The organism is Paenibacillus sp. M2, from assembly GCF_046713495.1.
GTDB lineage: Bacteria > Bacillota > Bacilli > Paenibacillales > Paenibacillaceae > Paenibacillus > Paenibacillus amylolyticus_B.
On the sequence record NZ_CP169648.1, the window covers coordinates 6,029,006 to 6,055,836 of the forward strand.

Below are 26,831 nucleotides of genomic sequence, written 5' to 3' on the forward strand. Positions count from 1 at the left end.
TTACGCCTCCCTTACGGTCAGTTCGGCCATTTGCGTATCGTTAACGCAGCTGCCGATATGGATATGGAATTGTCCCGGTTCAACGACAGGTTTCAAATCACGACCAATATACTGCAGTTGCTCGGCTCCGATTCGGAATTCCACGGTCTGTGTCTCTCCAGGCTCCAAGTTAACTTTTGCAAACCCCTTCAGTTCCTTGGCGGGACGAGTCAGTGAGCTGACCACGTCAGAGATATACATCTGTACAACTTCTGCACCTGCATAACGGCCGGTGTTGGTCACATTCACCGATACCTTAACTGAATCATCAGTTGTCATGGACGAAGAACTCAGCTTCGGTTCGCTGTACTCATATGTGGTATAACTCAGTCCGTATCCAAATGCATAACGTGGCTCCAAATCCTCTTCGAGGTAACGCTTGCCTCGGGAACGTTTGCCGTTATAATAGATCGGTAATTGTCCGACATGCTTTGGAATGGAGATCGTCAATTTGCCTGACGGATTCACATCACCGAATAGAATATCTGCAATGGCACGACCGCCCTCTTGACCCGGATACCACGCCTCCAGAATTGCATCGGCATGTTCATCGACCCAAGGTTCAGTGATCGGACGACCATTAATGTAAACAACGACAAGTTTCTTGCCGAGCTTGTGAATTTCCTGAATAAGTTCCAACTGTACTCCGGCAAGACCCAACGTCATCCGGTCGATGCCTTCGCCACACTCCATATCGTTCCATGAGTTATCCGAGACATTGGAAGCGCCCGTTTTCAGATCGATCGTTCCTTCTCCAAAGTCACGTGCACTGGAGCCGCCAACCACCATAATGACCGTATCCGCCTGGCTGGCAATTTCGATGGCACACTCAAATCCTTCTTTTGAATCACCTTTAATCCGACAGCCCGGTGCATAAAGAATCTGATCTGTACTGCTGTCACCAGTCAAAGGACCAACAGAACTCTTCTCCGTTTGCCCATTCACATGATTAGCCAGCTTACTGCGAATCCCATCCAGTACCGTTGCCACTTTGGACTTCGGTTGCGGAGATGTGTAATCGCCCAGTTGATTGTAAGCTTGGTCTGCATTAGGACCAATAACGGCAATCTGTCCCACATCTGCTATCGATAGAGGTAACGTGTCAGCCTCATTTTTGAGAAGTACAACCCCTTCCGCCGCCAACTGCCGTGCCAGTTGAACATGCGCTTCACTGCCAATCACTTCCGCTGCCCGATCGGCATCCACATAAGGCTGTTCGAATAAACCCAGTCTGAACTTCAACGCCAGCACGCGAGAGACAGCCTGATCCAGAACCTGCACATCAAGCTTGCCTTCTGCCACCGCCTGCACCAGATATTGCCCAAACATCTCACCGGACATTTCCATATCGATGCCTGCCTCAATCGCCTGTACGGAAGCTTCCATTCCATCTGCCGCGACATCATGCCCACTTGCCAGCATGTTGATCGCACCACAATCTGTAATGACCAGACCGTCAAAGCCCCAATCCTTACGCAAAACATCTTCCAGCAATTCTGTATTCACGGTGCAAGGCGTGCCATCAATTTCGTTGTACGCTGGCATGATCGACGCAGCGCCAGCTTCCACCGCTTTACGGAATGGATAGAGATCCACTTCCAGCAGTTCACGCCAGCCCATATGTACAGGCCCTGCATTACGTCCACCTTCCGAGCTGCCATAACCAACAAAGTGTTTCAGTGTTGCCGCTACTGTATCTCTACCGTCAAGACTTCCACCCTGAAGTCCTTCTACGGAAGCAACTGCCAGCTCTCCAATGAGAAACGGATCTTCACCAAAACATTCCTCGGTACGTCCCCAGCGCGGATCACGCACAACGTCCAGTACCGGAGAGTAGGTGACCGCACCGCCTTGAGCACGTGTCTCCCGCGCTACTGCCTGACACATCTCCCGATACAGATCCACATTCCAGGTGCTCCCCAACAAGAGGGGAACGGGATAGACCGTTCCGTCAATGGCCATATGACCATGCGAGCACTCCTCCCCAATCAGGATGGGAATCCCCAGTCTGGAATGTTCTATCACATAACGTTGAATCAGATTGACCGCCTCAGCGCCTTCTCTGGCGGATAATCCATTCTCCAGCGTAACGCCAGTCCAAGGGTCTGCCCGAAGTGCACCATAGAGGGAGCCAATGCCGCCATTCTCCACTTGCTGCTTAAAGGATTCATTTAACGTGATGTTCCCTTGATCATTCGTATATGTCTGCCAGCCAAATGGCTGCGTAAGTTGACCTACCTTTTCTTCCGTAGTCATCAGGCTCAGCAGGTGTTGCACCCGTTCCTCCACGGATTTGCTTTGATCCTTATAAGTCATCAATCTGCATCTCTCCAATCCTATAACGTGATCCGGTTATTCTTTGACCGCACCCACCGTCAGACCCTGTACGAAATAACGCTGGAAGAACGGATAAGCGAATATAATTGGCAACGTAGCAAGCACAACCATCGCCATTCGGGACGTATCCTGCGGAATGGACTGCATGGCTGCCAGACTCATCGAACTGTTAGCAGAGTTCTGCTGGATAAACTGGATGCTCGACTCAATCCGCATTAACATGGATTGCAGCGGTACCAGATTCGGATTATCGATGTATAATAGCGCATTGAACCAATCATTCCAGTAACCGAGTGTACTGAACAACCCGATGGTTGCCAGTCCCGGCAAGGAGAGTGGAATCACGATTTTCATAAAGGTATAGAACTCACCGGCACCATCGATCTTCGCCGATTCAATGACTGCATCCGGCACACTGGTGGAGTAGAATGTGCGCAGGATCATAATATAGAAGGCATTCATCGCCAGCGGCAGAATCAGTGCCCATAACGTATCTTTCAATCCAAGCAGCTGGGATACAACCATATAGGTTGGAATCATCCCGCCGTTAAACAACATGGTCAGAATCGCAAAGATGGAGAAAAATCTCCGATATCTGAAGCTCTTGCGAGAAATCGCATACGCATACAGCGACATGAGAATCAAACTGATAATGGTACCGAGTACCGTCACCAGAATGGTAACTCCATACGCACGCAGCAGCGTGTCCCCACTCTGCCAGACAAACTGATATGCCGCGAGACTCCATTCTGCCGGAATCAGACGATACCCATCACGGGCCAGTGCTTTCTCGTCTGTAAACGAGATAATAACTACAAATATAAAAGGAAATACACAGATCAGAGCGAATAGACCGGCGATGATGTTCATGATCACGTTCCATCCGCTGGATACGTGGTGGAAGTCGCGTTTTTTAACAAGCCCTGCTTGAGCCATGGTGGTTCACTCCTTTCCCTGTTCTAGAATAGGCTACTGTCTTTATCTACTTTGCGCACAACATAGTTGGAGATGATAACGAGAACAAAGCCTACGACGGATTGATACAATCCCGCAGCTGTACTCATGCCAATCTCACCACTCGTTTTCAAACCACGATATACATACGTATCAATAACATTCGTAACGGAATAGAGCGTACCTGAGTCCCTTGGCACCTGATAAAAGAGTCCAAAGTCGGCATAGAAAATGCGGCCTACGGCCAGCAAAGTCATAATCGTGATGATGGGCGACAGTAACGGAATCGTAATGTTACGAATCTGCTGCCATTTGCTTGCTCCATCAATCATGGCTGCTTCATACAGCGATTTATCAATCCCCAGAATGGAAGCCAGATAGACAACGCTGCTATAACCGATGGTTTTCCATAACGCTACGAATACCAGAATATACGGCCAATATTTTGCCTCGGAGTACCATTGAATCGGTTCCACCCCGAACCAGCCAATAATCTGATTCAACATCCCGCGGTCCATGCTCAAGAAGCTGAATGCGAAGTAACCAACGATAACCCAGGATAGAAAATACGGCAGAAACATACCGGTTTGATACAGTTTGGCGAGTCGTTTATTCACTAGTTCCGAGAGCAGGATTGCCAATGCTACAGCAAATACCAGTCCCAGGAAGATAATCGCGATGTTATAAAAGAGGGTGTTGCGTGTAATGAGCCATGCGTCACTTGTGCTGAACAGGAATTTGAAATTGTCCCAGCCAACCCATTCACTCTTCATCAGACTTGCCCAGAACCCTTCACGGCTGAAGCGATATTCCTTAAAGGCAGCCACTGTACCCACAAGAGGCAAGTAGGAGAAGAAGAAGAACCAGATGGCGCCTGGCAGCACCATGAGCAGCATGACCCGGTTTCTAAGCAGGTTTTTCAAAAATGTAGTCATTGTGGAGTTCCTCCTTCAGGCTTGAATGAAAAAGGACCGGACGCGATAAGCAGCCGCCCGATCCTTACGATGTACTGTTACTTGTTCTCTGCTCTCCAGGCATCCAGCTGGCTTTGGGCTTCAGCCATTACTTTCTCCAGTCCGGCTTGATTGAACTTCTCAATCACTTGATCCAGATTGGCTGCCGGGTCCAGTGTACCTGTCATCAGTGCTGCCCAGTATTGCTCTTTCACGTTCTGTACCGCTGTCAGTTCGGACGATACATTGCTTGCATCAAAGTTAAAGCTGAGGATCGGGGAATTGACACCTTCAGCGTTAAACTTCTTGAACTCATCCCATTTGTTATCCGGGTCATTGCTGTTCAGATAGAGCAGCATGTTGTTCCCAAGGGAGTATGAAGGCATATCGTAGTTTTTCGATTCAGGCAAATTTTCCATATGTGTGTCATCCACTTTTTTGTAGTGTGTGCCCTCAATGCCGGAGTCCACCATATTACGCAGCACAGGATCTGTATTCAGCAGGTTCAGGAATTCCATTGCTTTCTCCGGATATTCCGAGTTGGCCGAGATGGCCATGATGGAACCTTGTACAGATGTATTCGTTATAATTGCTTCACTTGCAGGTGTTGAAACGACTTGATAACCGTAACTTGCAGACCATTGATTGTCCGCGAGCGGCTGAGTCTGTGCACGGTCCAGGAACCAGTTGCCCGATGTTGTCAGGTCGTTCGTTGAACCTGTTGTTGCCGCTTCTGCTGATACATAACCAGCCTTGTAGTATTTGTGCATCGTGGTAAGTGCTTCTTTCATTTCAGGTGTTTCCAGTATGTTTACAAGCTTATAGTCTGTTGTATCCAGCTTGATTGCCATTGGCAGATTCTGAATGACATAGTCATAAGGCACGTAAGGAACATAGTTTTTATCCATGGCGAATGGTGTTACACTCGCCTCGTTTTCCTTAATTGTTTTGAGCAGAGGCTCCAGACTATCTAACGTACGAACGCCAGAGATGTCCAACTTGTATTTATCAACCAGCATTTGGTTAAAGCGCCATACCTCTTGTTGTGGCAACTCTTTGTTGGCTGGAATTCCGTAATTGTGTCCATCTACCTTCGAACCGCTGAGGAATGCAGGATCAATGGTCTTGGTAAGATCCTGACCGTATTCATTAAGCAGGTCATCCAGTTCAAGGAATGCACCTTTTCTGGCATTTTGTACATAATCGAATCCACCGGAAGAGGTGAACAGAATGTCCATTGGCTCACCGGATGCTACGTTAACCTGCATCTTCTGCGGGTAGTCACCCCAGTCAACCATCTTCATCGTTACCGTGGCATTAATTTTCTCTTTGGTATACTTGCTCACTTCTTCCATCACTTTGTTGACGTCTTTCTGAGGGGTACCGATGGTATACCAGATCAACTCTACCGCGTCATCTCCAGCTCCCCCGGATTCTGAAGCATCTTTGCTTCCTCCACAGGCACTAAGAACAAGTGTAACGGCCATTAACAATGCAAGAACGAGTGAGAAGCGTTTTCTTTGTTTACTCATTTCTTTGATCCTCCCTTTTCGTGTTCCCTTAGGCTCTACTTACTAACTGCTTTAACCTTATCGAATGAAAGCATTTACAAAAAGAAGATAAACTTAAGTTTTCGAGGTACAAATTAAAGAGAAATCGTCCTTGGGCATCTATTTTGTACCTATTTAAATAAATCGCTTACATGAAAGAGACATGCCGGGTAACGTATGCCATGATTTTCATCCATGCCATTCCTGTTCCCGATATGTCTCTTGGCTCTCTGTCCGCATGGTTGGATCTACCCGTCACCGAATTAACCAAACACCTTGTAATCAGTCGGTGAAATCCCCACATATTTGCGGAACTGTTTATAGAAATATCCCGTCTCCCAATACCCCACATTTCGGGCGATCTCATGTACCTTCAGATTGGAATTGCGCAGTTGCTCCTTCGCACGTTCAATCCGGTATTTGTTGATATATTCGGCAAACGTCTCTCCGGTCTCCTTATGGAACAATTGTCCCAAATACACCGGATGCAGATGATAGTGGGCACCCAGCAGTTTCAGAGAAAGCTCTTCTGCGTAGTGTTTATCGATATGCTGAAGCACCTGGTTTACAATCGGATTTTTCAAATCCTGCAATAGGGATTGGATCGTCTGAGACCCAACCTGCTGAAGTGCCAGCACGAGTTCATCAAAAGTGCCACTGTCCAGGACAAGTTGAAGCCCTTGTTGGTATATCGCAGACTCATCCGAGTGTTTGATGCTCTCCAGTTCCATCTTGAAGCGAATCACCACTTCCAGTGCGGTATTCTGTAACTCCCCAGGTGTAAGCCCATCGCGATGCTTTTCAAAATCCATACGAATCCGGTCGGCAAGTTGTTCTGTATTGCGGGACAGAATGAGTTTGGCATACTCCCTCCATTCAATGAAAAAGGTCGCGTTTGAATTTCCGCACTTTTCCAGCATGGCATGGTCGATGACTTTAAGGTCGGGATAAATCATCACATACTGGAGTGCTTTTTTGGCCTCCGAATAACTGGTCGGCGCATGGTACAGTCCCTTCATCAATCTGCCTGCTCCAATGCGTGCCCCCGGATGGGTTACGGTTATCTCATCAGATAATGCCTGCAAGCCATCCATCAACTTCTGTTCCTCGTCACTCGTACCCTGAATATTGGCAATAATGACGATGTCTCCATCGATATCATGAAATACGTTCAGATGTCGTCTGTCTCTGAGCATCTCATCTACGCGTTCAAACATGCCGGATACTTGCCCTTTGTCACGCAGAATGGCCACAGCAACGTCTGGTGCATCCAACGAAAGGTCCATAAACTGGGCACGTTCTTCAAATTCGGTAGCTGCAATCTGTCCTGTAAGCCATCGATGAAGAATGTTATCTTTCAGAATCTGAATGCCATAAGCATCATCGGCTTGAGGTGATACCGTATGATCCAGCTTGGAAGCGGTGTTGCTCAGCGTAGATTCCAATTCCTCCACATTAATCGGTTTAAGCAGATAATTTTCGATCCCCAGCTGCATGCCTTCCTTCAGATATTCGAACTCATTGAAACCACTGAGGATAATGACCTTAAGCTCAGGTTGTACTCGCCTTGCTTCCCGAATCAGATCGAGACCATTCATGAGTGGCATGGATATATCCGTAATCAGGATGTCCACAGGCTGAGAAGAGAGCGCTTGTAACGCTGCTTGCCCATTGCCCGCATGACTCACAATTTCCATTCCAAACGAAGACCAGTCCACAATATCGTATAACCCTTCAATGATGAATGGCTCATCGTCCACAATAAACACCTTGTACATATTACACACCTGTCCCTTCTGTATGTGGATAACGCACCCTGATCCGTGTTCCTTCTCCGAGGGTGCTATCTATGGTGATACCGAACTCTGGCCCATACAGGAAGCGCAATCGACTATGGACACTGCGCAGCCCAAACATCTGACCAGATTCTTCAGGACGTTCCAGTTCTTCAAGGATTTCCGTCAGGCGTGCCGGTTCAATGCCTTTGCCATTATCTTTAACTTCCACTTGCACCACATCATCTGTCTCTTCTACAACAATCGATAATCGGTTATCCGAACGTTCTGTCTGAATGCCGTGTACGACATAATTCTCAATGATGGGTTGCAGCGAAAGTTTGACCACAGGATGTTGATAATATGCAGCATCGATCTGGATCGTATATATGAAAATATCCTTATAGCGGATTCGGAATAACTCCAGATACAAGCGACAAGCTTCCATCTCGTCCTTCAACGTATAATTTTTCTTCTGCTGTACCAGGCTCTTGAACAATACGGATAGACTATAGATCATCTCGCCAACATCTCTCGCCCCTTGGGATATCGCCCTCATCCGAATCACTTCAAGCGTATTGTAGAGAAAATGAGGGTTGATGCGCGCCTGTAATGCGACCAGCTCGGTCTCCTTCTGTTTGATCTCGGCTTTGTAGACTCGTTCAATATAGAGATTTAGCTCGTCCAACATATCGTTGAAGCTATGTGAAATCTGCCCCAGTTCATCATCACGCGGATCGTCGATGCGAGCCGTGAAGTTGCCGTATTTCACTTTTTGGGTGAAGCGAATAATTCGACGGGTTCGTTTGGCAAAGTTAATAATGAAAAATGCCGGAACCAGCACGGCAAATAAAATACAGACGATACTGATCGAGATGATGGTATTGCGAATGCCCGCATAGGTTTCAGCCATCTCTTCTACCGGAACGGTACCCATGACCACATAACCCTGATCCGCGGAGACAAACTTGTTCACATACATGTTCTGCTCCTTTTTCATCGAATCCATATCCGTCTGATCAAACAGGGAATCGGCCACATTCACGTAAGGGTACTTTTTCCCGTAATACTGATTGTTGGAGTCGAACAAGACTGTTCCTTTGGCCGATAACACCACGATTTCTCCCTTGAGATTACTCTCGTAGTTGTCCAGCGCGTTACCGATTCCTTCTGAGTCAAAGAAGACAAGAAATTGGCCCAGATTCCGTAGAGTCTGTGTATTGTTAATCGGTACGCGGATGGAGTAGAGCGCAGGGTCCCATTGATTAATCTCTTTGCGTATCCAGTAGTTGGGTGCACTGATATTGGGCGTTTCCATCGCCATCACGTCCGGAATATAGGAATGAGCTACATTGGCGTCCAGCTTGCGGAACTGCTTGTGTTGATTAAAGGTAGACAGATCCTGCTGTTCGGCGCTATACAACATGAGTTGGTTAATCTGCGAATTGCGATCCATAATGTTCTGAAAATGTTTCAACACATCGGCCGAATAGTCATCCTGATTGGCGTAATATCCATTTGTCATATGCTGAACATATTCAGCGTACGAATGATTCATCAGGTAAGTAATGTTGGCGGACAGCGCCTCATTCTGATGCATATCCCTCACCATGTTTTGCACCGATTCATACTGCTGATGAATGTACCGATCCACATGTTCCATCGCCGCTTTCTGGATCGCCAGTTCCCGGCGAATCGTGGAGTCGGACACCGACAGGAAGATGATATAAGACAATGTAATGATCGTGACAATCGATATCATCGAGAAGATCAGGAGCATTTTCATAAACATATTATTTTTGAAGAAATTATTGTAAACGCTAACAATTTTCAAATTGCATGTTCCCTCCGATGCTGTTTTCCTAACTTGAATTATATCATTAGGCTTCTGACATTAACTTGTCACCTGCAACTTTTCTTTAGTTTATATCTGTGTTTCTTTAATTTCACCCTATTTAAAAACGCTTTCATCCACTATCGTTAACCATAAGTTTAGCTTTGTGTAAAAGAATACCTTACATTCATTCCACTTCAAGGAGGAACAGCATGACACGCAAACTCAAACCAAAAGGCATCATTCCCAAGGTCACTGCCATGGTCCTGACTACGGCTCTGCTTGGACAAGTTGTTGCATCATCCGTTTATGCCGGAGACACGCTCCCTTACACCGGTGAAAGTGCCAAAGGGGTGAATCAGCCCTATCAACATGGATACACCTCGGCCCAGATTCTGAACTGGACACCGGAAAGTGATATCCATGGCGATTTACTTCGTGCCCATGTTCCCTTGCAGCCCCGTAATGAAGCGTTCGCTGCCACACAGGCTTATCCTGAGCTTAGTCCGGATACCCAGCTATTCACGATGAGCGGCGATTACGGCAATGCATTCTTTGATAGCACACCTTATACCAATGAATTCAGCCAGTATCTGTTTAATTATTGGCAATATACAGACTACTACAGTTATTGGCACGGCATGGCTTCTGCGGGAGTACCTGAGGAGCTGTACGATCCGAGTAAAGAATGGACGGAGAAATACTTCGAGTTTGGCATTTTGAACATTCCGAATCCGGCCTATACCAACGCAGCCCACAAAAATGGCGTCAAATCCATTGCCAACATTTTTTTCTCAGACAATGACCGTGGACCACAGACGTACAAACAAATGCTGATCCAGGATGAAAACGGTAATTTCCCTGTGGCCGAGAAACTGGCCGAGATGGCGGAATACTACAACTACGATGGATATTTCTTCAATCAGGAAGAGGTTGCCCGGGGTGTAGCCCCTGAGGATATCGCTTCCTACAAGAAATTCATGAAGTATCTAAGAGATAAGGGACTGTACGTTCAATGGTATGACTCCACCATCAATACAACAGGCAAAATTCAATACCAGAACCAATTCAATGGGCTCAACAGCCCCTTTGTACAAGATTCCGTTCTCGGCAGAGTCTCCGATTCCATCTTCCTGAATTATGTATGGAACCACAAGATGCTCCGCGATTCCCGTGATCATGCCCTTAGCCTGGGACTGGATCCACTGGAAACCGTATTTGCTGGTGTCGAAGGTGGACATGACAAATTCGGCCGCTGGAAGCAATCCTATGACCTGCGCCATAACCTGGATGAGAACGGTCAACCGATGAACAGCATCGCGACACTGGGTGCCGACTTCACCCACAACGCCCTGGATGAAGAGATGGGCGATGGCAGTACCAATCACCGAGCTGAGGATAAGTACCAGTGGATGACCTTTGTACGTGATCGTGCCTGGTGGTCTGGTCCAAATCAAGACCCGACAGATGCACGTCGTAGTGCGTCTGCCGATCTGTCGGATGTGTATGCTTCCGGTGCGAATTGGGATGGGATTGCCGCTTATCTCACCGAGCGATCCGTCATCAACGGCTCTAATTTTGCGACCAGCTTCAATACAGGTCACGGTCTGAAATATTATGAAGATGGCGCTGTCTCGAACGACAAGGAATGGTCCAATATCAACATTCAGGATATCCCTGTCACTTGGCAATGGTGGATGGATAGTGAAGGTGAAGGTGACAAGCTCAGTGTTGATTTTGACTACGGTCCATCTTATGAGAAAGGCGCAAGGTACAACTATAATTCCATCGGTGCGTTTAATGGCGGCAGCTCTCTCGTGGTGAACGGTACATTGAACACGGACAACTTCCTTCGCCTGTACAAGACCGACCTGTCCGTCAACGTACAATCCAAACTGGAGCTGACGTATAACAAACCGTCCACTAGCGATGCTTCTTCCCTGTATGTTGGGTTAATCTTCGAAGACGATCCATCCAACGTGGTCAATGTGGAAGTGCCTCAGTCAGGCCAGCATACTACAGGTTGGAAGACAACTTCGCTGGATTTGAGCGCCTATCAAGGCAAAACCATTGCCGCTATGGGATTGTCCTTTGACCCGAATGGCAAAGCGATTGAGAATTACCAGATGAATATTGGCGAGATCCGCATTTCCGACGGTTCAGCGGCTGTACCGGATGCACCTACCGGATTCCATATTGCCAAAGCACTGACCAACACCGACGAACTGGTTGTTGCATGGAACATGAAGGACTATTCAGAGGTCAAGCAATACAATTTATATGAAAATGGCGCCTATGTTGGCGGCGTGTATGATTCTACTTTTTATATCAAATCGTTAAAACAGCCTTCTGGTGAACTGTCCATTCGTGCTGTTGGTGCAGATGGTACCGAGAGTGAAGCAGCGGTCCTGCCTTATGATCTGAATGCAGCCGTTCAGAATATCGATGTGAAATTCAAAAAGAATGGCGATGCTATTGTAAGCTGGAAAAACCCGAAAAAAGTAAACGATTCGGGCAAAGACAAAGATAAGCATACGGATAAGGACAAGGATAAAGATAAAGGTAAAGGCAATGAGTCTATTCAACTCACACTACAAACCGAATACACGAAAGAACCTTTCACTAAGTCCATTCAAGTCAAAAAAGGAAAACAGTCTGCCGTTCTGACCGGGCTTCCGACCAATGGTGAGCATTACGTGCTGAACATTGCTATTGGCGGGCAGAACCCGGTAACCCATACCGGACAGCTGGCAGATCTTCAGATTACACCATACGCCAAGGAAAAGGTCACGGTAAAAGATGGAAAGTATACATTAGCCCTCCCGGATCTGGAGGATTGGTACAAGATCTATGTATATGAAAATGGGGTGGCACGCGAGTTCGGAGTCACTTACGTTTCGCAGAAATTCCCGTATATCATTCGGGGAAGAACAAAGCTAAGTGAACTGACCTTCACACCAGCGTCCAGCAACAGCTCTTTGAAGCTGGTCATTGAGGATTACGCAGGTAACCAGGCTACTACGATTCTGAGGTAATACTGCAAAGTATTTTTTGTATACATCAGGATAACAGTAATGAAAACAAACAGCCCTTCACTTCCGAAAGGAAGTTGAAGGGCTGTTCTTGTTGATCTAACAATAAATATTCTACCCAACAGCCTATTAAACAGCATTTCCCGTTAGCATAGTCCTTCGGATAAAATTGAAGATAGATGCTTGCGCAACTGCTTTTTGTCTATTTTATCCACGGCTGTTCTCGGCAAAGTATCCACAATGAACAGTTGAGTCGGCCATTTGTATGGAGCAAGGTGTAGCTCACAAAACGCCCGCACCCGCGTCAGATCCAAACTGTCACCGTCCCGTAATACTATGAAAGCAACGAGTTCCTCGCCTTCGTCAGGAAGAGGAAGTCCGATTACGGCCGCCTCGCTTACCGCCTCATGGCTCACAATAACATGCTCAACTTCGGCACAAAACACATTGGAACCGTCCACAATAACCATATCCTTCAAGCGATCAAACACATAAAGATAACCTTCGACATCCAGACAACCGACATCCCCAGTTCGAATCCAGCCATCGGACATGGTCTCGGCAGTAACCTCCAACTGGCGCCAATACCCCTGCATGGTCTGTGCACCTCGAACAACGATTTCTCCAGCCTCGCCCGTAACTGTCTCACTTCCGTCCGTATCTAATATCCGAACTTCGAAGGCCTGCTCACCTTGGGCAGCCAAGTCAGCAGGACGACCTACGGATCGAAGGCGATGAGGATCGCCTATATGCTGAGCAGGAAAAAGGCGGCTTATAGACATTCCACATTCCGCTTGTGAGTAGTTGTTCACAATGATAACTTCAGGAAATTGCGATACGACTTCCTGTAGTGTATCCGGGGAAATAATGGACCCTCCGCAGCCAATAAGCGATAGACTCTTCAAGTTTCTACCTCCTACGGATGCCTCGCGGGTAAGATCACGAAGCAGTTGGCCTACTGTGCTGAGTTGTGTAATCTGATCACGTTCAACAGCTTCCATTATGCGGTGTACATCCGCCGGATATTTATCCAGAAATACAAGACAGCCTCCGGCAGCCATGGTCGCCCACAATTGGAACTGACCCACGAGATGGGATAGGTTGAGCACTAACACACGACGCTTGAGATCATGACCGAAGCCTGCAGAAGGCGTAAGTTGATTCCAAGCAGCCATACCACGATGCGAATGCATGACCCCTTTTGGCCGACCAGTTGTCCCGCCCGTATAAATCAGAACTGCCGTATCGTCTACACTTCGTTTGACATGGTCTTTTGGAGAGAACGCGGGTTCCTGCTGTAAAAGAGCAGCGAGCGAACTGCTATTCGTCCCTTCTTCTTCAGTCGTGAACAGTTTTGGACAATAACCAAGAAGCTTTACTGTGGCGATAGCGGCTTCAGCATGTTGGTCATCATGAATAACCATATGTGGTTCTGCGTCCTGAAATATGGCAGCGAGTTCAGGTACTGTTAGCAAAGGAGACGGCACGAGTGGTATAGCACCGATCCCAACTGCTGCATAAAACGCAACAACGAGCTGGGGATCTGGATCACCTAAAAGGGCCAAGCGATCACCGGCCCGGAGTCCTTTGACATACAGAGCATGACTCAGTCTTTCAACTAGACCGTTAAGCTCCCCATAACTCATCGTTTGCCCATATCGCATTAACGCAGGTTCCTCAGGGTACAGACTTGCTGCAATTGGCAATCGTTCGGATAGAAGCAAGCAATTACCCCCAACATTTAAATTTCCATTTTTCCGTTAAGAAAACTATGGAATAAAAAGAGAGTAGCATATATCTGGAATAATAAGTAATCATTATCCCCTATTAAAATCATAAATTCTCCTGATATTACAGTTCTGCCAACAGACGATTCTTGCCATTTACCTAATTGCTAACTTATTTAGGCAGGTCAAATTGGACTGCTTTTTAAACTGAAATACAACATTTCTTTTATCATTACGTTTATTTAGGTAACGAGTACCAAGGAGGGGATTGTCATAAAAGTAAAGACAATGTATTTTATTCTCAGTGTTGTAGCGTTATTTTTACTATCAGCTTGCGCAGGTGGTGTTACTGGCTCTAGTCAGCAGAATGAACTAGGTGAACCTTATCGTATGGCGTTGGAGGAGTTAATTTCAACAGATACGGCTCTTAATGAAAATATGGAGTATATCTCATTAGATTTTGATAAAGGAATTCCATTAAAGAATTCTGATAAGAAAAGCATTGAGGATTACCTTCACAGCAAATATAACGTAAAAGTTTATAACTTAACCTATGAAGAATTGATTGAAGAAGGACTGTCTGAACAGTCTGAAAACACGCTAAAAGGGATTTTACTGAAAATTGAAAAGCAGGAGAAGCAATCAGATCATAACATTGCCATAGAGGTCAGTAAGTATCGTGCCAATGAGGGGTCGCTCTCTGCAAAAATAACATTAACCTATGAGGAAGGTAAATGGAAAGTTGCTACTCAAGCTCCTACAAGGGAGAGTTAAAGTAAAAAATTCCTTTTACCAATGAGAGTGCTAGGAAAAGTTTATTATGAGAATTACGGAATAGCCCTTTAGGGCTTTTTTTGTCCGTATTTTCTGGATTATATACCACTCCTGGTTAACTACGGAACGAAGGAGTACCCCAAGTACCCGAAGAAGAACTTCGGCTCGTGCTCCTAGTTTGTATCCTCCCATAGTTGAAGAAAAAAAGTATCTTTATATACTAAAAGTGAGAACTTTACATCTAAAGTAATCTTCAACTTGTTTAACTCTTTTCCAATATACTTAACAAAAAGTTCATAACGTCTCTTTAACCATTTAAATGGCCTAATCCTGATGTTTGTAATTATACGTGTATGAGTGATCCGGTAGGACGTCCAAATTTTAAAAAAATAATCCCAACCTTTATTTCGCCTGGCACACTATATAATTGTCAGGAATTACAGATGCAACTATGGAGGCGTAAAATGGATTCAAATAGAAATAATGGAAAAGAAGCGGCGGAAGCGATTCGGAGCTATGTCAAACCGATTTTCGGTTTTGCCTTAAACCGGGTCAAGCAGCGGGCCGAGGCGGAGGATCTGGCTCAGGAGATTATGCTGCAGTTGTTGAAATCCTTCTCCGGGGTGCGGGACATTAGAAGCCTTGACGCTTACGTCTGGACGGTTGCCCGATACACTTGGGTGAATTGGTTGAAAAAGCGTGCGCACGCTCCCCAAGCGTTCGAAATCAACGGCATGTCCGAACTGTCGGCCGCCCCTTCCCGGGAGACGCTTGACCGGTTGCTGGTAACCGAAGCTTACCGCGAGCTGCGCCGAGAAGTCGCGTTTCTGTCCGACATCCATCGCCGGATCGTGGTCATGCATTACTACGACGAGCTGAAAATCAGCGATATCGCGATTGCTCTGAACATTCCTGTAGGCACGGTGAAATGGCATTTGAGCGAGGCCAAAAAGAAGTTACGGAAAGGGATGAAACGTATGCGTCCAACAGGAACTTTAAGTGTCAATCCGGTCAGCATGGGGGAAATGGGCCATTCCGGTTCGGCCGGCAGCCTGGGCGAAACCAACGATTTTCTTGGACGCGCCTTGGCGCAAAATATCGTTTACGCGGCTTATCATAAGGCGCGTACCGTACATCAAATCGCGGAGGAGCTTGGAATGCCGCCGTCTTTGCTGGAAGGCGAAGTCCGGCACCTGGCCGATTACAATTTTCTCATCCAAACCTCTCCCGGCAAATATCAAAGCAATACCATCGTCTGGGACCTCTTCGACTTAGCCGTAGCTGGTCATCAACTCTGGCAAGATTGCGCCGCCGAAGTGGCCGATGTTCATTTCGACGCGTTAATGGAAGTTCGCCGGCAAGTAGAGGACAGCGGAGTGTACATTCCAGACGGTGACTATAACTTCCTGCTCTGGACCTTGCTGCCCAAGAACATCGAGGAGCAATCTTGGCGGAGCATGCCGGCGGGCGACAACTTCGATGCGGTCGCACCAATGCGAAAGGACGGAGGTCAATATATTGCCTATGCGGCGTTAAATCGGAGCCACTATGCCGATCCGGGTTTTGATATGAGTAGTTACATCACCTTCGGTCCGTCGCTCCGCTACGTCGAAGACACTCCCTTATACTTGTGGCAATTCAATACGCACTGGAGCGACCGCCAGGTGGATTGGCGTTTCCTGGAATACCGGAATGTCGAGATTTGTCATGCTTTCCAACAAGGAGAACTGCCCGACAACGAAGAGAACGCTGAGCAATATTCGTTCCTGCTGGAGAAGGGATACATCCGCAAGACGGAGGAGGGGTACAAGTTCAATGCGGTCTGGATGGACTCTCCGCAAACGTTGGAACGGTTGAACAAGGCAATGCCGGATTTGTCCGCTCTTTATGCGCCTGCTGTCGGCAAGCTCTACGACAAAATGCTCAACCTGTTCCTGCAAAATCAGCCGAAGCATTTGGAGCCGCAGCTTGCTTACATGGTGAGAGGCAACACCGGAGGAGGTCGGCTGGTCGCTTATATTTTGAAACATTTGATCGATAACGGGAAGTTGAAACCGCCGTTGCCGCACCAGCAGAAGACGATTTCTACCTGGATGGGGCCGGTCAAGTAAGGCGGTTCGGAAATGTATACGAAGAATAGTCGTTCCCGGGCGGTGGCCATTTTTACACAAAACTCTGTCTGTCCAACGAAGTGATTAGGACATCGCTATTTCACAAGGCCCCTCCTGAACGTATGGAAATGATTAAAAACTACCCATGACGCATGTGCGTCATGGGTAGTTTTTATTCGCAATCATATCTGCCAGACTTCTCCTTTACCTTACGATTTTTATCTTTCTTGTCCGCAATCAACCGTTAGAGGCCAGATGCTCCACATACTCAGCAGATCTATTCAGCAAAACTGCCCGTTAGTTGAGTAAAAGCAGCCAATCACAATGATCAGCTGCTTTCTTGTTGTTATTGAGCTAACGTTTCCCGTTAGCTTAATACATCAGGCGCAAAGTTTCATTTATTATTGAACAATTTCATTTACTAATTCATCATTCCAATGATTATCGGTATACCCACGGCTGTTGTTCCATTCTGCAACTGAACCATCTGCATCAACAATAATTGCACCGATAGGAAAAGTCCCCTCATCTCTAGCCTTTTCTGCTTCTTCAAAAGCTAACAGAAGGTTTTGGTAATGCTTGTCCATCTTATACACATCCCATCTCAGTAATTCCCAATAATAATATATTCCAGAAATATACTGCTACTCCTTCTCCCATAATGCTAATTTTTTCTTGTATTGCTAAACTATCCTGCACGATAGCTTAATGAGGAGCTCATCATCCAAATATAACTTTCGTGTTCTCTACTTTCTGTAAAGGTATACCAAAAAGGATCGTTAGCATTTTTTTTACAACGATCCCTGTTGTTAGTCCGCTAGTTGAAATAAGTAACTGATCACTCTGATACCCTGCCGACTTTAGGTCCTAGGGATATTAAGATTACATCTGTTTATAAACGCATTCCAATCATAGAAAGGAGACCTGAGATGATTCACCTGTTAGCCTAGATTTTATACATCAAAAGGAATCACTTATGTAACTCACAGCCACTCACCCTAATTAGAGTGTCTCAACCAACTTTTGAATCTTTGAGTGGGAAATTAAATATACAGGTCCCGTTGTTTCTATTTTGCCGTTCTTTACACGTATAGCGCTCTCCTGTTCTGCCGCATAAACATCAATCTCTTCAGACAAAGGGAACAGGTAGCCTTGAACAAACGTGGCGTAGTCGCGTTGAGAATGAGATTCGTAGGCAAAATGATCAAAGCCAATACCATCATAAATTGTACTTGTTTCAACTTCATCCGTCTTATTCAAGCTTAACCATTTTACAGCCATGTTTAAGGCACCGGCGCTGGCACCCATGATAACGGCATTGCTATTCTTAATAACATCTGATAATTCATATTCCGCCAAAAATTCGTTCTGCAGAACAGGATATCCACCGCATAAAAAAATGACAGAAGCGTTCTGAATGGATCGCTGGGCATCTTCCTTCTGCATGCGGTAATCAATGAAATGATATTCATCAAAAATAATGTTAGCCTGATTCAACCAGGTCCATTCAGAAATATCATCCATGTTAATTGGCTCATCTTTATAACCAGACGGATCAGCACTAATCATGACAAGTGATTTTCTATCTTGTATATCCTCCTGCAAACAATGGACCAGCTTCTCTGGGAAAAAATGATTAAACCAACTGAAATAGTAGTGAGTACTCAAACTTAATTACCTCCATATGTATTATTTACATTCATCCATAGGAATCATAGACAACCTCTTTTTACATGCATTATACAAAATAATCCAATTTATTGATAGTACATGTACCATAACTCTAACCACGTTAAAAAAAGCCCGGTTCTTCCCCCCGGGCAACATACATTTTTGTATGGGTTACTTACTTATAAATTCTACCATCTTCTGATGTAATTCCTTCTCGGAACATTGAAAGATACCATTAAAATCCTGGGGGTTACGGATCAATTTGTTTAACTGGTCTATTCCATATTGTTGAACAACAAACTCTACAAATAGGAACGAAAACTGAAAACCCTTCATCGTTTCGAAATCCCAGGTATCATTATCTAATTGTTCGAACGTTGGGATCTCTAAATTGTGGATAGCCTCTTCTGTTGTACCTTCAATATATTCCTGAGTCATCAGCTTGGCTTCATATCCACCAATTCCTTGCCTTATCCATTTCGGAGCCTTCGGATTGATTTCACTTATTAGCCACATGGCGAACAAGTGAACCGTACCTTTAAGAATCGATTGATAGGTATGCTCCGGTCCTGGATTTAATGGAGATACAATTTTGAGAATACTCCCTTCATAGGTACCCATGAACCAATTCGGAGCATCTGCTTCTCCGACCGCTTGGTGAAACGATGGCATATCAGGATATACTTCAATCGTCACTTTTCGCGATGGATGATAATTGTACTTTAGCGAAATTCGTTCAATATGATCACTTAGTTCATTGAACAAATCATGGTGTACTTTATCGGGATGATTGTTCAATCCCTCACTTTCACCTTTATTAACAATTGAAATCAGATCTTGAATAGACATGATCGTAACGCCTCCCCATTCTTTCAGTTCCTTTTTAAGTTTTTCCAAAGCTCTGTAGAGTCTGTTCTTTACTGCACTTTCACGCATCCCTACGATCTTAGATATTTCAAGCAGTGTGCAGTCCACAAAAAAGCGTAATGCAATGATTTCCTGGTCGGTTTCATTTAACTTTTTCAGCGCAACTCCGATATCAATTCGAAAATCAACATATTTCGTAAATTCAAGGGAGATCGATTGTGATTCATATCCTGTAAAATCAAACGGCGTTTCTTTTTTTCGCGATAACCTTCGATATTCGTTTTTCACTGTATTCTGAGCAATCTTGAATATCCACGTAAATAAATTTGATTTCCCTTGGAATCGGTGAAGATTCTCGACTGCTTTTAAAAACACCTGTTGAGTCAAATCATCTGCAACCATCGGATTCAATTTCAGCGAAAAGTACGTGCAAATCCTTTGACGATACAGCTCATAGGTACTTTCAAAGTTAGTGATACTTTCCTGTTTATCCGGGTAAACATTTTTTGTGTCATGAGCTCCTGACATGGTGAGAACCTCCTCTTGATTAACAATGAATTAGACACCAGTGAGAGTCAGAAGGCCACATAAATATAAAATAAATATGTATTCAACCTTTAAGGTTTGTTACTTACAGAACTAATTACCTTTTTGAAATCTCACTTCATATCATCTCTATGATTTCATATCTTTACAAATTTATAATGATAAGCAAAGATTGGAGTAGTCTACAAGCCACTGCTTTCTGCAACAACTATAAGTTAACTAGTTCTCTGAAATGTCACAACGATCTGGAGGGAATAACATCACGTAACCGCCTCCCAACTGAAGGAGAGATAATAATGAAATACACCAATGTTTTATTATCAAGCGTAATTGTCTTAGGAAGCATGGGCACGTTATCATCTGCATCTGCATCGGCTTCGTTTCATACTTCTGATAAAATAGCACACATTGCTGCTGGCTCAACATCTGTGAACGCTTCGACATACCAGAATATATCTAAGTTTGAAAAAACAATAAGCTCAAACAAAATTGTCTGGAGAGGTGACAACATCACGATAACCGCGAACACCTTAAAGCTAGATGCTGCTGCCGATTTTGAACAAAACATCATTGACACCATTGTAGTTACTCATGGTAAAGAAAAGCACACCCTACAAACGGGAGATTTTGAAGTTAAATTATTGGATATCACTAGTATTGCTCAATCTCCATCAAATGAATGGATTGCTATCCAAGTCGAAAAAAGTGCTGGCAGCAACCTCATTCTCATGAACCTTAAAACAGGAAAGTACACCATTCTAAACGAACGTCTTGAAAAAGCAGGTAAACAAGATGTCGAAACCATTTCATCATATAATTGGTCACCAAAAGAAGACATCATTGCGTTTTCTTATGGAAATACGGAGAAAAGCACGTTAGCAATATACGACACTAAGAAAGACAGTGTTGTTTATCTCCCTCGGGCAACCAACTATATTAGCACAGGTCTAATATTATGGCATAAGAACGGAAAAAGTATTGATTATATTAGTGAGTATCCTTCAGATCAATGGATTCTTTTCAGATACGATACAGGAAGCAAAAAAGTTAAGCCTGTAAAAAAAATCACAAAAAAAGAATTTCAGCAGTGGTTTAAATTAGATAAATATCCTGCAAAATAATAAAAAAAATGATTGGACGGAAAATACGTTTTTCTTCAGTTCAACTTATATAGAAAAAAGGCGAGTCTCCATTAATCGGAGGACTCGTCTTTTTGGCTTTATTAAAATATTTAAGATGTTCCTTTTTGCTTACTCGCTTGCATCTGCTGGGCAAATCTCATCATCTCTTCAAACTCTTCCTCAGATACGGCATCCCCATCGGTGCTTATGTCTTGTACAATCGGAATTTCGGGCTTGGCTTTGGTTCCTTTGCCGTATGTACGGGTACGGGTTCCAGCTGCACCAGCAGCCTGTTTGCCTTTGACCTTGGCCTGATCACGAATATATTGGACGGCTTTCTCGTAGGAGTTCACCTGCTTGAGCAACATGTTGGAGGCGATCGCCTCAACGAAGTTACGGTTAATCCGCTGCTCGCCGCCGGATACAAGCAATGCCATCAAATAATGAATCAATACATTGATAACTTCACCCGGCAATTTGTAACTCAGATCAATTTTCTCAAATATATCGATCAGATTGTCCGGTACTGCACCTGGGAAGAACGTCTGCAGCAGACGTGTGTATGGCTCATTGCGCAACATCATATTGTATTGATGAATATCACACTTGGTCATAAATTGTGGAGGTACTTCGACGTAATATTCCATCTGTACCCCATGCTCAACAGGTGGTTCACCGGAGTCTTCTTTCCGCTCTGGCTCCTCCATATGCTGTCTCAGCGCCACAACCTTGGCCGCCTGTACGGTCTGTTGCTCATGACGCTTCTTCGTCTGTCTGAACTGCATGCTCGCCTTATGCTGAAGATCATCCAGAATCAGTTGGCCCTGTGGACTAAAGATATCATCTTCATCCAGCAGACGGCATACATCCTGCACACTGAGGTTAAACTTGTTTACTACATAATTTACAATGCCCAGTTGTTCATGATCGAAACGCAACTGTTCTACATGACGACGATTGACGGACTCCCGCGGGAAACGCAAAATAATGTCGGCATAGTTCAAACTGTTTTCTTCCGCTGCATCATTCGTGCCTGTCCGCTGGGCCGTAGTTGATACTTCCGACAAAGCCTGCTCCAACTCGTAATCAATTACGTGGGTATTCAATTCAAATATATCGTAAAAGGGAACGGAAATATTCTCTTTATTGGCTGCCGGATAAGGCGCGTCCCCATTTTCCACTGCCGAGAAACCGGAACGCAGGGAAAGGACTGCGAATTTACCAATCTTGTCACGAAGCAACAGTGTCAAATGCTGTGTCCGGAAAAACTCTGCCGGAGAGAGCGGCGGTTGCAGCTCATATTCGTAGATGTAATCATCATTTTCCGGTATATATAGGCGTGAAGTCTGAAGTAGCCCCACTGCCTCAAGCTTGGATGTCTGCTCTAACAAATATTTGCGCCCTTTCTCACTTGGCTCCAAGCCAAGCGTCATGAACAGCCTCCGTTGCTGTTCAAGCGGCGAATAACCGACCTGTTCACCGGGAAGATGCTGAAACAACAGCCGATACAAGCCAACCGCAAAAGCACCTACCATGGGCTGATATGCTCCTGTAAGCATACGGTCATCCAGGGCACTAAGTCCAAACTCCCTGTATACGCAGTAGCGATGATGTTCAGTATAATGGTGCAGATTCTTCATGCGCATAGCCTGATCTCCTTCTCCCCAAAAGTATGTTTATCTATTCTATCATAAATGTCCGATCCTCAAATGTTCAAAAACAGGTAAAAAGATGGCCTGTTCTCGCTCCGTTTCGTCCTAGGTCGACATCATTCACGTTTTCGCCGAATTCAGCAAATTTCTAAAATAAAATGTCGAGAGTCGCTAGAATACTATAAAAGCTATAGCAGCAGAATACAAGTGAAGATCTGAAGAGAATTTTCTCCAGATATATATGAATACAAGTGTACAATAATCCTTCTAAATATAAATGAATAGCAAAAAAAGCCTTCCCTTTGTACTCGTAAGCGTTTACGACAAAGACAAGACTTTCACGCGATCACAGTGGCAAGTGTTACCTCTTTCCAACAATCTAAAACATTCTGTACCCACCCAAACGCAACTTCTGGATCGTCCAGCCACTGATTATCGCACCAGCCAGTCCAGCGATGCCCGTCATATAGTCTACAAGCTGGAAAGAACCCAGATGTGACATCAGAGATGACGACTGATCCCATAGAGAGTATACAACAACAGGCAGAATTACAATAATGAACAGATAGGAAGGAAACCAGGTTGTCTTCATCAGCATGTTCAGAATGAAACCGATACCAAACATCATAACGAAAAATAATACCATTAATACCAACACAGGTATAAATTGCATCGGGCCCATTCACCTCTTCTTTCACACATTCAGGTTTCACTTCTGGATAGTAGTTAGTGTACCGCAAAAAATGTGGCGAAGCAACGAACTTTCTGGACAAATTTCCCTATAATTATACTCTGTTCATTTGCCCTTCTGCTTCATGTTGGGATACAATGTAAACGATAAAGCACTCACCCGTCCCTTATAGTGCGTATTCAAAAAGACCGGTTTTCAGTGCGGACTTTTTGAACGACCTCTTATAGGGATTTGGAAATATACCTTGCAGGAGGAACACAACCAATGAACGAAGCCGCATCAACACTGGAGGGCTGGTATGCCCTGCATGATTTTCGCTCGATTAACTGGGCCGCCTGGAAAGCAGCAGATGATGAGGAACGTGCTGTAGCGCTGGACGAGCTGGAGGAATTCTGGAAGGAATGGAAAGAAGTCGAGAATTCATCCCAGGGAAGCACGGTCGTTTATACCGTAGTGGGACAAAAGGCTGACCTTTGCATGATGCACCTGCGTGAAACGCTGGAAGATCTGAAGGCTGTTGAAAACGCATTTAACAAAACGATGTTTGCCCAATACACAACGAAGTCGTATTCCTACGTCAGTGTAGTGGAACTGAGCAACTATCTTGGCAAAGAAGGCGAAGACCCGATGCAGAATCCGGAGATTATCGCCCGTCTGAAACCCGTTCTGCCACAACGACAATACATCTGCTTCTATCCGATGAACAAAAAACGTGAGCTGAATGACAACTGGTACATGTTGTCCATGGACGAGCGTCGCACCATGATGCGCAGTCACGGCATGATTGGTCGCAGCTATGCGGGTAAAGTGAAACAGATCATTACCGGCTCTGTCGGTTTCGACGATTGGGAATGGGGCGTTACGCTATTTGCGGATGATGCACTTCAGTTCAAAAAACTTGTCTATGAGATGCGTTTTGATGAAGTGAGTGCCCGTTATGGCGAATTCGGTTCGTTCTATGTGGGAAGCCTCTTGAACGAAGAAACATTGGAAGACATGCTTAAGCTGTAAACATAATGCAAAGCACAATAAAGCACCGCGACATCTCCTGTAAAGGATATTGTCAGCGGTGCTTTTTCTCATTCATGTACGTGTGGACAACCAAGTCGGACGATGATCCATTTGCAGTTGTTCACTCTATTTTATAAGCCTCTGTTAATTCTTAATCATCGTCCTCTTCATCTACCGCTTTTAGCGATTCGAGGAACTCGGCTGTGGCCCGATCACGGTCACGCCCCTTCTCTTTAAGCCGCTCAATCGCAGGCATAATGAGAATATCCACTTCTTTCTGCACGATGTAGGCCAGATCATACTGATCCTGTTCCTCGAGATAACCACCGACCTGCATCAGGGCGTTGTATCGATCCAGCTCTTCACGTGTTAATAGTCCCCGGACCTGAACACTGCAATGTCTCATCCAAAAAACCGCCCTTTCTTCAGGACTAGCGGAATACCACCAATGATGAACAGATAACGCAGATCAACCAGCTTCTTCAACTGAGCCGCTTTCCAGCCCTTGTATTTCTTGCCGCCTACAACAGCAATGGCTTCACCTTTACCCAATGAAGCAACCGTGCCTTTGCTCGTAAATACAAAAGGTTGTGGCTGTTTCTTGCGAATGGATGCCACGACGTTCTTGGCGCAGTTTACACCCTGCTGCATCGCAATCTGGGCTGTTGGCGGATAAGGCCGTCCTTCCGCGTTGAAGACCAGTGAATTATCACCGATCACATAGACATGCTCATGTCCCGGGGCACGCAGATAATCATCTACTTTCACACGTCCTCGCATCACTTCAAGACCTGCCTGTTCAAGCAATGAGTTACCGCGAATACCGCCGGTCCATACGACTGTAGCCGCATCGAGCTTTTCACCCTCACCCACAATAACCCCGTCCGGGAGACATTGCTTGATTGGAACACCAATTTTGAAAGTAACGCCCTTCTTCTTGAGCACATTCATCGCATGCTCTACCAGTTCCGGATCAAATCCAGGCAAAGCTGAAGGCGCTGCCTCTACATTGTAGATGTGCACATGTTTCGGATTCACGTCGAACTCCTTGCACAGCTGTGGAATACGATCTGCAAGTTCAGCTACGAATTCAACACCACTGAAACCCGCTCCACCTACGACAAACCGAATACGATTTCGTTTGTTATCGTTTTTGTACATCGCAAATTGATATTCGATGTGTTCTCGAATCAGTCTGACCGAGTTAATGCTGCGGATTGTCATGGCGTGATCGAGCATCCCCGGAATACCGAAGGTCTCAGGCTCACCGCCTAGTCCAATAATCAGATAATCATAGGATAACGTGCCATCCTCCAGAATAATCTTCCGATCCTGCAGACGAATCTCCTTCACGGAAGACTTGACCAGATCAATCTTGAACTCATCAATCAGCTTGGAAATGGGTACTCTTGCATGCTCAATGGTATCCGTGCCGGCTGCCGGCATATGTAGATGTGTAGTAATATAATGATAATCATGCCGGTTCACCAATGTGACGTCGGCCTCGTTATAGTTCAATTCCTTCTGCAGCCGCTGGGCTGTCAGAATCCCGCCATAGCCCGCGCCGAGGATGACGATTTTGGGAATACTGCTCATGTCTATACCCCTTCCGGTTTCACTTGCATCAGCCCGATCTTGGGTGAGATGCAAAATGCACATACTTACAAATATTGATGATGTCTTGCCCATTATGACAACAAATGTTAACTTCGCGAATTTATTTAAACGTTTGCATCAATTTCATAACTCACTAAAAATGGATTTTATGAAACTAGATATCGACGTATCGAACCGTTTTGATCTATATCTAGACTTGATTGAAGCAACTAAAGGTTTATGAAATTGATACGTTTGCACGCAAGTTATCGTTTCAAGTTGTGAAATTAACCACAAGATTCTACAAAACACGGGATCTGTCTTCATATTACATATTGACTCTAAATTAGACAAAAAAACACATAGTACAGGTCAAGGATATCTGTATTTCTAGTAAAGATCAAGGTTTTTTTTGTTATTTTTCATAACCTTTCATTTCCAATTTCATCCTATTCTCATCTGATCTTCATCAATTGTTCCCAGTTTCGTGACGCCGCTAACTTTGCAACCCTGAATACACCGTTTATAATAGGAAAGACAGTTCAGCACCCATGCCGGTTACAATACGTAGCCTGCACATTCTTTCTGTT

General features: G+C 45.1%; 19 protein-coding genes. 5 read left to right on the plus strand and 14 right to left on the minus strand.

Annotated features, from left to right (window positions below):
* The 6 genes from ACETMN_RS27590 to ACETMN_RS27615 all read right to left on the minus strand — a co-directional run bounded on the left by ACETMN_RS27590 (position 1) and on the right by ACETMN_RS27615 (position 9,442).
* Positions 1 to 2,355 carry a glycoside hydrolase family 3 N-terminal domain-containing protein gene (locus tag ACETMN_RS27590; RefSeq protein WP_411736444.1) on the minus strand — a complete coding sequence of 785 codons (2,355 nt, stop codon included), beginning with the start codon at positions 2,353 to 2,355 and terminating at the stop codon, positions 1 to 3.
* A gap of 36 nt (positions 2,356 to 2,391) precedes the next feature.
* Entirely contained in the window at positions 2,392 to 3,312 is a 921-nt protein-coding gene (locus tag ACETMN_RS27595) for a carbohydrate ABC transporter permease (RefSeq protein ID WP_062837930.1), read from the minus strand.
* Positions 3,313 to 3,335: 23 nt separating this feature from the next.
* The gene (locus ACETMN_RS27600) at positions 3,336 to 4,265 is read right to left on the minus strand and encodes an ABC transporter permease (RefSeq protein WP_411735410.1); all 930 of its coding nucleotides are present in this window, start codon (positions 4,263 to 4,265) and stop codon (positions 3,336 to 3,338) included.
* Positions 4,266 to 4,342: 77 nt separating this feature from the next.
* Entirely contained in the window at positions 4,343 to 5,815 is a 1,473-nt protein-coding gene (locus ACETMN_RS27605) for an ABC transporter substrate-binding protein (protein WP_091020839.1), read from the minus strand.
* 281 nt (positions 5,816 to 6,096) lie between these two features.
* On the minus strand, positions 6,097 to 7,611 hold the full coding sequence (locus ACETMN_RS27610; RefSeq protein ID WP_411735411.1) for a response regulator: 1,515 nt from the start codon (positions 7,609 to 7,611) through the stop codon (positions 6,097 to 6,099).
* 1 nt (position 7,612) lies between these two features.
* Positions 7,613 to 9,442, minus strand: a complete 1,830-nt coding sequence (locus ACETMN_RS27615) for a sensor histidine kinase (protein ID WP_091020837.1) — start codon at positions 9,440 to 9,442, stop codon at positions 7,613 to 7,615.
* Positions 9,443 to 9,654: 212 nt separating this feature from the next.
* Between ACETMN_RS27615 and ACETMN_RS27620 the strand changes: the two genes are divergently transcribed.
* Positions 9,655 to 12,477, plus strand: a complete 2,823-nt coding sequence (locus ACETMN_RS27620; RefSeq protein WP_411735412.1) for an endo-beta-N-acetylglucosaminidase — start codon at positions 9,655 to 9,657, stop codon at positions 12,475 to 12,477.
* 143 nt (positions 12,478 to 12,620) lie between these two features.
* On the opposite strand, the gene ACETMN_RS27625 is transcribed toward ACETMN_RS27620, so the two are convergent.
* Positions 12,621 to 14,198, minus strand: a complete 1,578-nt coding sequence (locus ACETMN_RS27625) for a class I adenylate-forming enzyme family protein (RefSeq protein ID WP_411735413.1) — start codon at positions 14,196 to 14,198, stop codon at positions 12,621 to 12,623.
* Between the two features lie 291 nt (positions 14,199 to 14,489).
* Here ACETMN_RS27625 and ACETMN_RS27630 point away from each other — a divergent pair, with 291 nt between their 5' ends.
* Positions 14,490 to 14,975 carry a hypothetical protein gene (locus ACETMN_RS27630; protein WP_091020834.1) on the plus strand — a complete coding sequence of 162 codons (486 nt, stop codon included), beginning with the start codon at positions 14,490 to 14,492 and terminating at the stop codon, positions 14,973 to 14,975.
* Between the two features lie 464 nt (positions 14,976 to 15,439).
* Positions 15,440 to 17,086 carry an RNA polymerase sigma factor gene (locus tag ACETMN_RS27635; RefSeq protein ID WP_411735414.1) on the plus strand — a complete coding sequence of 549 codons (1,647 nt, stop codon included), beginning with the start codon at positions 15,440 to 15,442 and terminating at the stop codon, positions 17,084 to 17,086.
* Positions 17,087 to 17,487: 401 nt separating this feature from the next.
* Here ACETMN_RS27635 and ACETMN_RS27640 read toward each other — a convergent pair whose 3' ends face one another.
* The 3 genes from ACETMN_RS27640 to ACETMN_RS27650 form a co-directional block, all read right to left on the minus strand.
* On the minus strand, positions 17,488 to 17,673 hold the full coding sequence (locus ACETMN_RS27640) for a hypothetical protein (protein WP_411735415.1): 186 nt from the start codon (positions 17,671 to 17,673) through the stop codon (positions 17,488 to 17,490).
* A 415-nt stretch (positions 17,674 to 18,088) separates the two neighbouring features.
* Positions 18,089 to 18,754, minus strand: coding sequence for a Type 1 glutamine amidotransferase-like domain-containing protein (locus ACETMN_RS27645; RefSeq protein ID WP_105601284.1), 666 nt, complete (start codon positions 18,752 to 18,754; stop codon positions 18,089 to 18,091).
* Positions 18,755 to 18,928: 174 nt separating this feature from the next.
* Positions 18,929 to 20,152, minus strand: a complete 1,224-nt coding sequence (locus ACETMN_RS27650; RefSeq protein WP_411735416.1) for an RNA polymerase sigma factor — start codon at positions 20,150 to 20,152, stop codon at positions 18,929 to 18,931.
* A 314-nt stretch (positions 20,153 to 20,466) separates the two neighbouring features.
* On the opposite strand from ACETMN_RS27650, the gene ACETMN_RS27655 reads away from it, so the two are divergent.
* Positions 20,467 to 21,291 carry a hypothetical protein gene (locus tag ACETMN_RS27655; RefSeq protein ID WP_411735417.1) on the plus strand — a complete coding sequence of 275 codons (825 nt, stop codon included), beginning with the start codon at positions 20,467 to 20,469 and terminating at the stop codon, positions 21,289 to 21,291.
* Between the two features lie 110 nt (positions 21,292 to 21,401).
* Here the strand turns inward: ACETMN_RS27655 and ACETMN_RS27660 are convergent, their stop codons facing one another.
* Both ACETMN_RS27660 and ACETMN_RS27665 read right to left on the minus strand, forming a co-directional pair.
* Complete coding sequence (locus tag ACETMN_RS27660; RefSeq protein WP_036605770.1) at positions 21,402 to 22,937, minus strand: helicase DnaB; 1,536 nt, start codon at positions 22,935 to 22,937, stop codon at positions 21,402 to 21,404.
* Positions 22,938 to 23,322: 385 nt separating this feature from the next.
* On the minus strand, positions 23,323 to 23,616 hold the full coding sequence (locus ACETMN_RS27665; RefSeq protein ID WP_091020829.1) for a YuiB family protein: 294 nt from the start codon (positions 23,614 to 23,616) through the stop codon (positions 23,323 to 23,325).
* A 282-nt stretch (positions 23,617 to 23,898) separates the two neighbouring features.
* On the opposite strand from ACETMN_RS27665, the gene hemQ reads away from it, so the two are divergent.
* Entirely contained in the window at positions 23,899 to 24,645 is a 747-nt protein-coding gene (gene hemQ, locus ACETMN_RS27670) for a hydrogen peroxide-dependent heme synthase (RefSeq protein ID WP_149846789.1), read from the plus strand.
* A gap of 151 nt (positions 24,646 to 24,796) precedes the next feature.
* Here hemQ and ACETMN_RS27675 read toward each other — a convergent pair whose 3' ends face one another.
* Complete coding sequence (locus ACETMN_RS27675) at positions 24,797 to 25,051, minus strand: hypothetical protein (RefSeq protein ID WP_091020827.1); 255 nt, start codon at positions 25,049 to 25,051, stop codon at positions 24,797 to 24,799.
* Entirely contained in the window at positions 25,048 to 26,241 is a 1,194-nt protein-coding gene (locus tag ACETMN_RS27680; RefSeq protein ID WP_036605766.1) for an NAD(P)/FAD-dependent oxidoreductase, read from the minus strand. The genes ACETMN_RS27675 and ACETMN_RS27680 overlap by 4 nt, the downstream gene beginning before the upstream one ends.
* Positions 26,242 to 26,831 lie beyond the last annotated feature (590 nt).